Raw genomic sequence first — 12064 nt, 5'->3', positions numbered from 1 at the left:
CATTTAGTAAAATATTGATTTGTGCTTAATTTAACGATTGGGAATGAGTTCGCTTACATTTATTTGAGGATTGTGATAGCGACCTCTCTTAACAGTAGCTTTTTTATATTGTATAGATTTTTGCGGGCACCATTGCATACAAGCAAGACATGATTCACATTGATGCTCCCATTTTGGTTTTCTATCGTGCATAACTATATTATTTGCGGGGCAGATCTGAGAACATAAACCGCATCCTATACATTTTTCATCAGTCCAGAAATTTTTTCCCATACCTTTTGGCCTAAAGGTAGCAGTGTATAGTAAGTTGTAAACAGAACTCATAATAGCATTAGACTTATATTTAATATGTTGCTTGCTTTTTATAGCAAGAGCTATTGTACTTATCTGTTTTTCTTCATCGTTGAAAAGTTTATTTTGCTCCTCTTCAGAAACGGTAGGAAACATCAGCTGATCACTGCCAGGCATAAATACACAAAAAGATGAAGCTAAATTAATGTCTTTTTTGTTTAGTATTTTTTTTATTTGATTAAGAGCAGCACCTACCATTCCTCCACAAGTTGCTATAGCAAAAACATAGGTATGTTTACCAATAGGCAAGGTTTCTATAAAATTTTTTACAATCACAGGTAGTCCAAAATTATATACTGGAAATACAAAACCTATTTTATTTGATTGAGTGTCTTTTGATGTTGGAATGCTTTTTTTAGAGATTTGTATTATCTTAGTATCAGTTAATTGTTCGCTTAAATCCTTTGTTACTTTTAAACTATTTCCTGTAGCGGAAAAATAATAAATTGTTGTACTCATAGTTGTATCACTCCTTGATTTTCTTTGGTACGTTTATTATACTTAGATCATATATATAGCACAAGTACGCAGAATATACAGACTAAGTATATTTAAGCGTACTGACTTTTTAAAACCAAAGGAGAACAAAATAAATGATAGACATAACATTTAAGGAGTATCAAGAACAAATAAAAGATGTAAGAATTGATAAAAGTTGTGGGACATATAAAACATTAGAGCTTTTCCAAGGAAAATGGAATATTCGAGTGCTCTTTGAGTTAATGAAATGTGATTCTATTCGTTTTGGTGATTTAAAAAAACAAATAGGAGAAATAACTAATACAATGCTCACATCTACACTTCGAGATCTAGAAAACAAGGGCTTAGTTGATAGAACCCAATTTAACGAAATTCCACCACATGTTGAATACTCACTATCTCAGGCAGGAAAAGATTTATACCTTATTTTTGTTGAAATGATGCGATGGAATAATAAGCATCAGTAAGCACATATTTATAACAACGTTTAATTAGAGATTGTCAAATTGGGTACATATTATTGTAAATGGGAATGCATACAGTTAAAGTATGATCATTCTAACAATTTAGGCAACTTATCGATGTTTTTATGCAATATCTTCATATTTACGAAAGCAAATATAATTCCTATTGTTACCCAGATAGAAATTTCAATAACAGAGTATCCCAAGATATTCTGAGCAAGTTTTAAAATATAGCAACATGGAATAACTGTTAGCCATGCTGTTATTTCACCAGGGACATAATGACGGTAGGATAATGGTAATAATATAATATGAAATAAGATCAGATGAACGATATTTGCTACAAGTAAACCGTACCACAAACCATAAAATTCACTAATGTTGCCAATCATAGTAGCTATAATCCACAAAATCAATTCTTCAAATACACCTATTGCGAATCCAGCTGTATTTTTTGTGCCTCCAAAGGGAGTTATAGCTAGAGATATATATTGTTTTAAATTCTTTTTGCACCAGTGCTTTGCCATAATAATCTCTTCCATATCGTGTACAATAAATAATAAAGGAAAAACCCATACAAACCATTTTAATTCATTCATTTTTCATTCCCCCTTTGTTATTTATTTTACTCATTTACTTTAATGCTTCAAACATCAATATCTAAGTTTTTATGCACTTAAACTACAAAAATTATACAAAGTGTTGTTTATCTATATAAACTTCTTTAAAATAATGGTATGGAGGAACTGCATATGAATGAAAATGATTTGCGTGTTATAAAGACAAAAAGAAACATAGAAGAATCTTTTATTTATCTACTTGGGCAAAAAGACTTTTACAAAATAACAGTACAAGATATATTGGACAAGGCTTTGATTAATCGCTCTACATTTTACAAGCATTATACAGATAAATACAAACTAGCTGAAACTCTTTGCAATGAAATATTTGACTTGCTAAAAACTGGTGTAAAAGATCGATTTGACTGTGATAATGTAGAAGATGCAATTATGGTTATAAAACCTTTATATAATATATTATCTGTTAGACGAGAAGAAATTTTAGCTCTTTTTACAATTCATACAGATACTATTCATCTGTATGATGATATGTCTGATTTTTTAAAGAGAAGTTTTTATGACCAATATAAAACAAAAAATAAAAAGTCGCCTAAAATTTTAGATTATTTATCAGAATTATATGCAGCACTTGTTATGACTGCAATTAAGTGGTGCCTACAAAATGATGGATATGAAGAATTGACTAGTCATGCTCAGCTTGTTTTAAAATTAGGAGAAGTGTTTGATTATCCATGTAAATGAATAGTGCTATATAGAAAAAACAGATAATCTATTAAAGTAGATAAGTTACGAGGAAAAATAGATGATTAGATATAAAATGAACGCTGGCAATAAGCAGTAGAAGCTTTTGTCGGCGTTATAATTTTATTTTGCTATATTATTTTCTATGTAAATTCTAAGAAAAGTAATGTTAAAAAATGTTATAATAGAAATGAAATTACAGCATGTTTATAAGATCTGCTGCTGGTCGTATATCATGAGCAAAGTATAAATATGATGGAACTGAGAGGGAGTTATGAATAAATTAGAGTTTTTAGGAAGAGGGTCAGGTTATCACATTAAAGAAGGAAATACTGCTGCCTATATAAGAAAAAATGAAACATTTTTACTAATAGATTGTGGTGAAACTGTATTTAAAAGGATTTTGGAAAAAGAATTACTTAAAGGAATTAAAGAGATACATGTATTAATCACTCATATGCATTCAGATCATATTGGTTCATTAGGTGGATTTATAGGATTCTGCTATTGGAAATATAAAATAGTTACTAATGTTTATTTTAATGAAAAAGAAAAAATAAGTATGTTTTTAGAACTTCTCGGATTAAAAGAAGGTGAGAGTTTTATTGTAGATAATGCTGATAATAAGAGAATTGACTCATTGGGATTGAAATTTTCAGCATCTATAACTAAGCACGTTAAGACATGGAATACTTATTCCTATAAATTAGAGTTTGATAAAGAAAATGATATTTTTTATAGTGGAGATACATATGAGACAAACTTTGATTTAATTCCTTATCTAGAGTCGGGAAATTTAGTTTATCATGATGCGTGCATTAATGATAATGAAGAGAATGTACACACTTCATTAAGAGTGTTGAGTGAAAATATTCCTATCAAATATAGAAATCAAGTTTATTGTATTCATATTGATGGAGAAAATTTTATTGAGGAAGCGCAGAAACAAGGGTTTAATGTAGTTGATCTAATATAATTTAGGAAGAGTTATATGAATTATAGAATATATTTGTGTGAATATACTAATTTTTCAGGTGAGGCGTGGAGTTCATGGAAATAGCAATTAGAGTGGTCAGCCATAAATGAAACTCGTGATAATTATGTTGAAAGATAAATGTGATTTATGTATTGATTTTAATGAAGTAATGGAGGGATAAATAATGATTCAATCAATTGTACATATTGCTTTAGTAGTGAAAGATTATGATGAAGCAATAGAGTTTTACACAAAAAAACTTCATTTTGAATTAGTGGAAGATACATACCAACCAGAACAACAGAAAAGATGGGTAGTAGTATCTCCGCCAGGTTCAAGTGGAACAACAATACTGCTTGCAAGGGCATCTAAGCTTGAACAAGAGGATTTTATAGGAAACCAAGCAGGGGGAAGAGTTTTTCTTTTCTTAGGAACTGATGATTTTTGGCGTGATTATAATGAAATGAGAGAAATAGGAATAGAATTTGTGAGAGAGCCTAAAGAACAGGATTATGGAATTGTTGCAGTATTTAAAGATCTATATGGTAACTTGTGGGATTTGGTCGAGTTTAATGAAAATCATCAAATGTTCAAAAGAGTTAAATAAATCACAATTTATCTACTTTAAAAATAAGAGAATTATAAAAGAACACAGATAATCTATAAGCAGAACTAGCTAAGTTAAGAGGAAAAAACAGATGATTAGGTATACAATTAACGCTGGGAATAAGCAGTAGCAGCTTTTGCCAGCGTTATAATTTTATTTCTAAGCAAAAACGATTCACAAGCACCACTGTATTCTAATATTCTTTACCATAAATATGGTGAAGAATATATATTCTAAGCCATATTTATTCTGAAGAATACTAGAATATATATTCTTCAGAATATGCTTGAATAATGCGGGGTTGAAGGCTGCAACCTTAAGAAAACATAGATTTTTACGTTATTTAAAATAGGAGAACATGTTCTAATATCAGCAGAGAAAAGTTTTGAGAGTATAAATAAATTTATGGAGCGTGTTTTTAAATGATTGAGGATGAAATAAAAATTGAATTGAAAAAGAGATAAGACTTTTGTAAAAAGCAAATTGCTTTAGATAATTAAAAGATTTGCCTATAATGATAGCAGTGTTTGGGAAAATATTCATATAAGAAGCTTATTAAGTATAAAATATTAGAATACTATATTATATATAAAAAGGAATGACTATTTATGAAAATTTTAATAGCACCTATGGCAGCAATGGCGGAGACAAGTGGCCCTTTTTCAAGAGCAGCAGCTTTATGTAATAAATTAATAGAAAGAAAACATGAAGTTGCGTTTTGCGCGGCAGAAGATATAAATTATAAAAAAATAGAAAATGTAAAAAATTATTATGCGCCAATTCCATCACCATTTGGAATGCCTATGTCTTTGGGAAAAAGAATGTTTAAAATTGGACAATTACTTGGAATTCAACAGAAGAAAAAGGTTAATAGTTATGAACAGGTGCTTCATTTTGTTGGAGCAATTACGTACAAGCATTTTTCAGAAGATGTGTCTTGTATCAGAAAGGCAATACTAGATTTTAAGCCGGATGTGGTATATGCCGAATTTAGAATTGCGGCTATTGTTGCTTCAAAACTTGAAAATATTAAAGTTGTTACAGGATTCAGTTATCCTGCTTCGAAGTATTTTGCCTCTAATCCTGAATATAGCACAGGAGTTAAAAGATTTATTCAAGAAAATAAACTACCTCCAATCGAATCAGCACTTGATATATTTAATTGGGCCGATTTAAAAATAGTTCCAAGCTCTTATGAGTTAGAACCCATTAATGATGAAAATTTAGTTTTTACAGGTCCATTTTTTGTACCTAATTTTAGATCAGAAGATCATAATAAAAATAAAATTATAGCATACATGGGCAATGGGACAATTTTACCAAAGAAAGTTATATACACTTTAACGCAAGCATTTGAGCAAACTAATTTTCAAATATATATTGCAACAGAACAAGTGAAACCATACAAGAAAAATAATATTAATGTAGATAAAAGATTTGATTTTAGTAAACTTATGACAGAAGCCATAGCTTATATGAACCATGGTGGTCAAAATAGTATTATGACGGGTTTAATATATGGCGTACCTCAAATTGTATGCCCTGGAAATGTATTTGAGAGAAAGTATAATGCTGCTTCAATATCTAATTTGAAGGCAGGTGTCTCATTAGAAACAAATATTTTTAATGCAGAAACGATTAAGAAAATAGTCAATGAATTTAGTACAAATAATATATATGCAGATAATTCTAAGAAAGCAGGAGAAAAATTATTAAATCTAGGAGGGACAAGTAAAGCAGTACAGGCTATAGAAAATATAATATAATTAACAATATTTTTAAGTATTAGTATAGCAAAATGAAAGATATAATTATTTGGCTGATTACGTCTGTTATCATATTATTATAAAAAATTATGCAATTTTAATCTGATTTTAATCTTTCTTATATTTTAGATTAATTTTCTCTAAGTACTATATAAACATGATAAGTCAATACAAAGTTTTGGAGGATGATTAATATGGAAAGAAATGAAATGATTAAAATTTTAATGGAAAAGACCAAAGTAAGTTATGAAGAAGCAGAAGCAGTGTTGCAAGAATGTGACTTTGATCTTTTAGATGCTATAATTTATTTAGAAAGACAAGGAAAAGTTGAAAATAATGGAGCCAATACAATTATAGAAGTGGCTGTAGATAATAATGAAGAAAATAAAAAAGAAAATGAGGAAAATCATAAAAAGAAAAGTGGAGGCATTGGAGAAATTATTGGTAGAATGTTTAAGTTTATAGGGAAGGTTATAAGCAAAGGAAATGAAAACTATTTTGAAATGAAAAAGGAAAATAAAAAGCCAATAAGGATATCACTTACGATAGCAGCGTTATTGTTAATAATCGGGTTTTGGCCTGTTTCAGTATTATTATTAGTTGGTTTATTTTTTGGATATAAATATTCAATAGCAGGCCCTGATATTAATACTGATAAGGTTAATGATATTTTGGATAAAGCTTCAGAATCAGCAGATAATATAAAAAGTGATTTTAAAGAAAGCTATAAAGGATAGGATTAATCTAATGACAGCACTAGAGGTTTTGAAATTATTCGAAGCCTCTAATTTTGTGTATATAAAAGCATTAGATTAAATGGTATAATTTATCAGATAGCCATGGATATGGAGGGTTACTATGGAAGATTATAAGCTTGTAGAAAAATTAAAAAACGAAGCTAATATAAGTTATGAAGAAGCCAAAAGTGCGCTAGAAAAGTCGAACTGGGACATTTTAGATGCGTTTGTTTATTTAGAAGACATAGGTAAAGTTCAAAAGCCTTCTGTTAATATCTTTTATACTAATGAATATAAGGAAAATCATAAAAATGGCGTGATAACTAATAATAAGGATTACGGGAATAATTATAGTAATACAAAAGAGGATAATACCTTTGAAGGAATTTTTGTAAAAGTATGCAAAATAATAGACATATGTAATAATATTTTCTTTGAAATAAAGAAAGGTAATAAGGTATTTCTTAGGATTCCAGTTACAGTGATTATACTTTTATTAATATTCTCCTTTGGTACTGTCATTCCTTTATATATAGTAGGACTTTTCTTTGATCTTGAGTTTTCACTATCAGGAAAAAGGAGAGAAGTGAAGAAGATTAATCATGTATTTAAGTTAATATCAGAAAATGTAAAAAAGGTAAAAGGTAAATTAAAGAGGGGATTTAAAAATGGTTAAAATTTTAATTGTTGAGGATGACGAGAAACTTGCAAGATTTGTAGAGTTAGAATTGTTACATGAAGGATATGAAATATTAAAAGCGGATAATGGAAGATTAGGTCTTGAAATAGCTGAAAAGGGTGAAGCAGATTTAATACTTCTTGATATAATGATTCCACAAATAAATGGATTAGAAGTATTACGTAGAATTAGAAAAAATTCAGATTTGCCTGTTATAATGCTTACTGCAAGGGATGCTGTTATGGATAAGGTATCTGGACTTGATGCAGGAGCAGATGATTATATAACAAAACCTTTTGCAATAGAAGAGTTATTAGCAAGAATAAGAACAGCGCTTAAAAGAAGAACTGTTATTGAAAAAAGAGATACAGACATAATAAGCTGCGGATTATTGTCTTTAGATAAGATGAGACATAAGGTAATGTATGATAATACAGAAATAGAATTAACAAACAGAGAGTTTACTTTACTAAAAATTTTATTGGAAAATAAGAACATAGTATTAACTAGAGATATACTAATGGAAAAAGTATGTGGCTATGATTATATTGGAGAAACTAATGTAATAGATGTTTATATAAGATTTTTAAGAACTAAAATAGATGATGTATTTAAAACAAAGATAATAACCACAGTACGTGGAGTAGGATACGTTATAAAAGATGAATAAGGTTAGTAAATCAAAAAATGTTACATCTATTGCAATAAAATTGAATTCTGTTTTTGTAAGAAAGCTATTTTCGAAGTTTCTTTGGATTGATATATTTTTAATACTCTTTCTTATTGGATATTGGTGCATTGATTTGGAAATTAATTTCTATGGAGAATTTTTGTTAAATGCCAAAAGAACATTTATCTTTTTTCCAATAGAAAGTTCCACATATACAGTAGTTTTTGATAACGGTAAAACTATGATTAAAGATGCAAGTAGTTATTTATATATAATTCAAAGAGTGGTTAATTCTATAGCTATTATAGAGGGAATATTTTTATTGAAAGAAATCATCTTTGGAACAATGAAAATTAGAAGGACGCTAAAACCCCTTGATGAAATAGCTCAAACTGCAAGCAGACTTAGTAATATGACCTTTGATGAAGAGAAGTTTCAAAATCTTGAGGAGGCCATCTCTAAAATTAGCCCTGTAATCTCAGATGAAAGAATATATACAGGGGATAGTGAGCTTCATGGATTAGAAGAGGCAATAAATAATCTTTTAGAAAGAATGAGAGATTCTTACAAACAACAAGCAAGGTTTGTTTCTGATGCATCCCATGAACTTAGGACTCCAATTTCAGTAATTCAAGGTTATGCTAATATGCTGGATCGTTGGGGAAAAAATGATGAAAGTGTATTAAATGAGTCTATTGAAGCCATTAAAAGTGAATCTGAAAATATGAAAAATCTAGTAGAACAGCTATTATTTTTAGCTCGAGGGATTAATGGTAAAACACAGATTAACTCTAAAGAGTTTTTACTAAATGATATGATGAATGAAGTTCTTGAAGAGTCGAAGATGATTGATGAAAAACACATATATGAATACTATAGTTCAGAAGAAATAATAGTTCAGGGTGATATTGGTTTACTTAAGCAGGCAGCTAGAATATTAATTGAAAATGCAGCTAAGTATACTGAAGAAAATGAAGTTATAATGCTGAAAACAGGAATAAATGAAAAAGATGAACCTTATTTTTCAATCCAGGATAATGGTATAGGAATGGATGAAAATGACATACCACATATATTTGAGCGATTCTTTAGAGCAGATACAGCAAGAGTTAGAAAGAACGGTGGTACTGGGTTAGGACTATCTATAGCTAAATGGATTGTTGATGGACACAAAGGATATTTTTCTGTATTAAGCAGAAAAGGCATTGGTACTAGGATAACAATATTTTTACCTAGCAGCTCGATAAATTTTTAACTGAAAGTATAAGTGAAGAAGGATACAGAAGAAGATATTTTAAAAATAAATCTATATAATAATATTTAAATTAAAATACTATTAACCATAATATATACGTCGCCAAAATAATTCTTCATCATAATTCTAAAAATATTACAAGAATTCTAGCTATAATTGTGAATTTTGGGATGTGCATTGTGAATTGCAATATATATGAAAACAGAACAATTAAATATTTACAAAATATGTTATAATTGGTTTGTAGTATATCTTTAGGAGGATATTAATGTGAAAGTTTTATTAATCTATTCATCTATACATCATGGTAATACTGAAAAAATAGCAAGGGTAATGGGAGAATCTATAAATGCTGATATAATAGAAACAAGAAATTTAAAGATAAATACATTAAATGAATATGATCTAATAGGTTTTGGTTCTGGAATATATTATGGGAAGTTACATAAAAATATTCTTGAGTTAATTGACAAGTTACCAACTTTGTCTAATAAAAAAGTATTTGTTTTTTCTACGAGTGGACAGGGTAAAACCAAATATAATAATCTTGTTGAACAAAAGCTAAAAGAAAAAGGGTTTAATGTTGTTGGTAGTTTTGCATGCAAGGGTTATGATACTTTTGGACCATTTAAATTAATTGGTGGAATCGCTAAAGGCAGACCAAATGATAAGGATTTTCAAAATGCAAAAGATTTTGCTAAAAAACTTATATCTTTATAATATTTCATCATTATTTACAAGCAAAAATAAATAACAGATTGAAATATCGCATTTAGAAAATGTGGTATTTTTTTTATGCAGCTTTAAAGTGGGACAATGCAAGTAGGATTATTATATTTATTATAAAGGATTAAGAGATTTATAGACAATTATTTATAGGAATGGTAAAATTTAATATATTATTAATATTTATTAAGTTTTAGGGGATATAGGAGAGAAATATGAAAAAATTAAAATTAACAAAAGTAATAGCTATTACATTAGTAGCAGCTTCAGTATTGGCATTAAATCCGATAGGAGCAAATGCAGAATGGAAACAGGATGCAAAAGGCTGGTGGTATACAGAAGGAAACTCATGGGCTGAAGGTTTCAGAGTAATAGATGGGTATTTATATTTTTTTGATTCACAAGGCTATATGGATCATGGTAAGCCAAATGATTTTGGAGATAAAGTTGGATTAAATGATGATGGTCAATTTACAAATGTCACAATAAATGGAGCATGGGCTTTTTGCAAATTATCAGGTGAAATAGTAGCATATCTAGGTTCTGACAGCAATGTAGTAATTCCAGATAAAATTGATAATGTTGCAGTAACAGGCATAGGTAATAAGGCATTTTATAAACACAATAATATTAAAAATATAATTATTCCTAATAGTGTGACAAATATAGAAGACTCTGCATTTTATGGCTGTGCAAATTTGGCAAGCTTAAATATTCCAGCAAGCGTTCAATCTATAGGGGAAAAAGCATTAATAGGTTGTAGTAGCTTAGCAAATATATCTGTAGATGATAATAATATAAGTTATAAAAGTGTTGATGGAGTGTTATATAGTAAAAACGGAACTAATATACTATGTTATCCGGCTGCAAAAGTAGATAAAAATTATACAATTCCCAGTGGTGTAATAATTATAGGAAATAGTGCGTTTAGTAAATGTACAAATCTAACAAGCATAGAAATTCCTGATAGTGTAAAAACTATAGATTACAGAGCATTTGAAGGGTGTACAGGCTTAACAGAGATAAAGATTCCTGATAGTGTAACAAGTATAGTAAATAGTGCATTTATTGGATGTTCAAACTTAACAAGTGCAAACATTCCAAGTGGTTTGACATCTATAGAACCTAGTATTTTTGCAGGTTGCACTAACTTAACAAGCATGACAATTCCTAACAGTGTAACTCAAATAGGAATGAGTGCATTTGGTGGATGTAAAAATACAAACTTTTATGTAAAGAGTGAAGCAATGAAACAACTTTTACGTAGATCTGGTGTAAATCAAAATAAGATTGTAGTAAGCGCTTAGTCATAATCAATAATTAAATAAATAATCTTATAGAGTGGCTTAAAGTTACTCTATTTTTATAAACAAAATTTCTATTTGCCATAAAGAGTATTTATGAGGTAAGGTATAAAATGCTATTTAAAAATTTCGAAGTGTGGTATTTACAAGATATGTTATAATAAGTGAAAGAAAAAATAGTGATTTGTGGAGGAGAAAGACGATGGTTAGGGTTGCTACTATAGATGATATTTTGGAAATAGAAAAGATATATAATGAGATTTTGGATTATGAAGAACAAACAGTGTCTTATACAAATTGGCAAAAGGGGATTTATCCAACAGTTGATTATGCAAGGAGTGCTATTGATAATAATACAATGTTTGTTGGTGAAGACGAAGACGGAATATATGGATGCGTAGTGCTTAATAGTATTCAACCCAAAGAATATGACAATATTTCGTGGGTTACAAAGGCAAAACCAAGCGAAATTATGGTCATTCATACTTTGTGTATTCGACCTTCTGCAAGTGGAAAAGGTAAAGCAAAAATAATGATGGAATTCATTGAAAAATACGCAAAAGAGAAAGGATATAAAGCTATTCGCCTTGATACTTATGAAGGCAATATTCCAGCTGCAACGCTATATCCTAAGATTGGATATGTTTATGTAGGTACAACAAAATTTCATTTTCAAAATGTGATATGGGAAGATTTGAAGTGTTTTGAAAAATCATTATAGGGCTGA

Annotated in this window: 14 protein-coding genes; 12 read left to right on the top strand and 2 right to left on the bottom strand. The window is 29.1% G+C overall.

Annotation, left to right across the window (positions count from 1 at the left end):
- Window positions 1–30: 30 nt before the first annotated feature.
- Window positions 31–810 carry an EFR1 family ferrodoxin gene (locus F3K33_RS18140; RefSeq protein ID WP_039771698.1) on the bottom strand — a complete coding sequence of 260 codons (780 nt, stop codon included), beginning with the start codon at window positions 808–810 and terminating at the stop codon, window positions 31–33.
- A gap of 134 nt (window positions 811–944) precedes the next feature.
- Here F3K33_RS18140 and F3K33_RS18135 point away from each other — a divergent pair, with 134 nt between their 5' ends.
- The gene (locus F3K33_RS18135; RefSeq protein ID WP_039771700.1) at window positions 945–1298 is read left to right on the top strand and encodes a winged helix-turn-helix transcriptional regulator; all 354 of its coding nucleotides are present in this window, start codon (window positions 945–947) and stop codon (window positions 1296–1298) included.
- Window positions 1299–1384: 86 nt separating this feature from the next.
- Here the strand turns inward: F3K33_RS18135 and F3K33_RS18130 are convergent, their stop codons facing one another.
- Entirely contained in the window at window positions 1385–1894 is a 510-nt protein-coding gene (locus F3K33_RS18130) for an HXXEE domain-containing protein (protein WP_023974114.1), read from the bottom strand.
- Between the two features lie 153 nt (window positions 1895–2047).
- On the opposite strand from F3K33_RS18130, the gene F3K33_RS18125 reads away from it, so the two are divergent.
- The 11 genes from F3K33_RS18125 (at window position 2048) to F3K33_RS18075 (ending at window position 12058) form a co-directional block, all read left to right on the top strand.
- Complete coding sequence (locus F3K33_RS18125) at window positions 2048–2617, top strand: TetR/AcrR family transcriptional regulator (protein ID WP_039771703.1); 570 nt, start codon at window positions 2048–2050, stop codon at window positions 2615–2617.
- 274 nt (window positions 2618–2891) lie between these two features.
- Entirely contained in the window at window positions 2892–3593 is a 702-nt protein-coding gene (locus tag F3K33_RS18120; protein WP_039771705.1) for an MBL fold metallo-hydrolase, read from the top strand.
- Window positions 3594–3777: 184 nt separating this feature from the next.
- A complete protein-coding gene (locus F3K33_RS18115) occupies window positions 3778–4200 on the top strand; it encodes a VOC family protein (protein ID WP_039771707.1) in 423 nt (140 codons plus the stop codon).
- Between the two features lie 608 nt (window positions 4201–4808).
- The gene (locus F3K33_RS18110) at window positions 4809–5966 is read left to right on the top strand and encodes a nucleotide disphospho-sugar-binding domain-containing protein (protein ID WP_039771708.1); all 1158 of its coding nucleotides are present in this window, start codon (window positions 4809–4811) and stop codon (window positions 5964–5966) included.
- Window positions 5967–6160: 194 nt separating this feature from the next.
- Window positions 6161–6703: a UBA domain-containing protein gene (locus F3K33_RS18105; protein ID WP_039771710.1), complete on the top strand. Its 543-nt coding sequence runs from the start codon at window positions 6161–6163 to the stop codon at window positions 6701–6703.
- 121 nt (window positions 6704–6824) lie between these two features.
- Window positions 6825–7379, top strand: a complete 555-nt coding sequence (locus F3K33_RS18100) for a UBA domain-containing protein (RefSeq protein ID WP_023974104.1) — start codon at window positions 6825–6827, stop codon at window positions 7377–7379.
- The gene (locus F3K33_RS18095) at window positions 7372–8052 is read left to right on the top strand and encodes a response regulator transcription factor (RefSeq protein WP_039771712.1); all 681 of its coding nucleotides are present in this window, start codon (window positions 7372–7374) and stop codon (window positions 8050–8052) included. The genes F3K33_RS18100 and F3K33_RS18095 overlap by 8 nt, the downstream gene beginning before the upstream one ends.
- Entirely contained in the window at window positions 8045–9307 is a 1263-nt protein-coding gene (locus tag F3K33_RS18090; protein WP_023974102.1) for a sensor histidine kinase, read from the top strand. The genes F3K33_RS18095 and F3K33_RS18090 overlap by 8 nt, the downstream gene beginning before the upstream one ends.
- A gap of 270 nt (window positions 9308–9577) precedes the next feature.
- A complete protein-coding gene (locus F3K33_RS18085; protein ID WP_023974101.1) occupies window positions 9578–10027 on the top strand; it encodes a flavodoxin family protein in 450 nt (149 codons plus the stop codon).
- A gap of 221 nt (window positions 10028–10248) precedes the next feature.
- Window positions 10249–11340 carry a leucine-rich repeat domain-containing protein gene (locus F3K33_RS18080; protein ID WP_039771716.1) on the top strand — a complete coding sequence of 364 codons (1092 nt, stop codon included), beginning with the start codon at window positions 10249–10251 and terminating at the stop codon, window positions 11338–11340.
- Window positions 11341–11539: 199 nt separating this feature from the next.
- Window positions 11540–12058 (top strand): GNAT family N-acetyltransferase, encoded by a 519-nt coding sequence (locus F3K33_RS18075; protein WP_039771718.1) that lies wholly within the window; start codon window positions 11540–11542, stop codon window positions 12056–12058.
- The last annotated feature ends 6 nt before the right edge of the window (window positions 12059–12064 follow it).

The sequence above is a fragment of the Clostridium beijerinckii genome, assembly GCF_008705175.1.
In the GTDB taxonomy this organism is placed as follows: Bacteria; Bacillota; Clostridia; order Clostridiales; family Clostridiaceae; genus Clostridium; species Clostridium beijerinckii.
The sequence above is the reverse complement of the archived record's forward strand: the minus strand, read 5'-3'. Positions and strand labels throughout refer to the sequence as shown.

Bases quoted from the DNA above. Each gene is read 5' to 3' on its own strand.
- F3K33_RS18140 (WP_039771698.1), bottom strand. From the start codon at position 810: ATGAGTACAACAATTTATTATTTTTCCGCTACAGGAAATAGTTTAAAA.
- F3K33_RS18120 (WP_039771705.1), top strand. From the start codon at position 2,892: ATGAATAAATTAGAGTTTTTAGGAAGAGGGTCAGGTTATCACATTAAA.
- F3K33_RS18105 (WP_039771710.1), top strand. From the start codon at position 6,161: ATGGAAAGAAATGAAATGATTAAAATTTTAATGGAAAAGACCAAAGTA.
- F3K33_RS18100 (WP_023974104.1), top strand. From the start codon at position 6,825: ATGGAAGATTATAAGCTTGTAGAAAAATTAAAAAACGAAGCTAATATA.
- F3K33_RS18090 (WP_023974102.1), top strand. From the start codon at position 8,045: ATGAATAAGGTTAGTAAATCAAAAAATGTTACATCTATTGCAATAAAA.
- F3K33_RS18075 (WP_039771718.1), top strand. From the start codon at position 11,540: ATGGTTAGGGTTGCTACTATAGATGATATTTTGGAAATAGAAAAGATA.
- F3K33_RS18130 (WP_023974114.1), bottom strand. From the start codon at position 1,894: ATGAATGAATTAAAATGGTTTGTATGGGTTTTTCCTTTATTATTTATT.
- F3K33_RS18125 (WP_039771703.1), top strand. From the start codon at position 2,048: ATGAATGAAAATGATTTGCGTGTTATAAAGACAAAAAGAAACATAGAA.
- F3K33_RS18115 (WP_039771707.1), top strand. From the start codon at position 3,778: ATGATTCAATCAATTGTACATATTGCTTTAGTAGTGAAAGATTATGAT.
- F3K33_RS18095 (WP_039771712.1), top strand. From the start codon at position 7,372: ATGGTTAAAATTTTAATTGTTGAGGATGACGAGAAACTTGCAAGATTT.
- F3K33_RS18135 (WP_039771700.1), top strand. From the start codon at position 945: ATGATAGACATAACATTTAAGGAGTATCAAGAACAAATAAAAGATGTA.
- F3K33_RS18080 (WP_039771716.1), top strand. From the start codon at position 10,249: ATGAAAAAATTAAAATTAACAAAAGTAATAGCTATTACATTAGTAGCA.
- F3K33_RS18110 (WP_039771708.1), top strand. From the start codon at position 4,809: ATGAAAATTTTAATAGCACCTATGGCAGCAATGGCGGAGACAAGTGGC.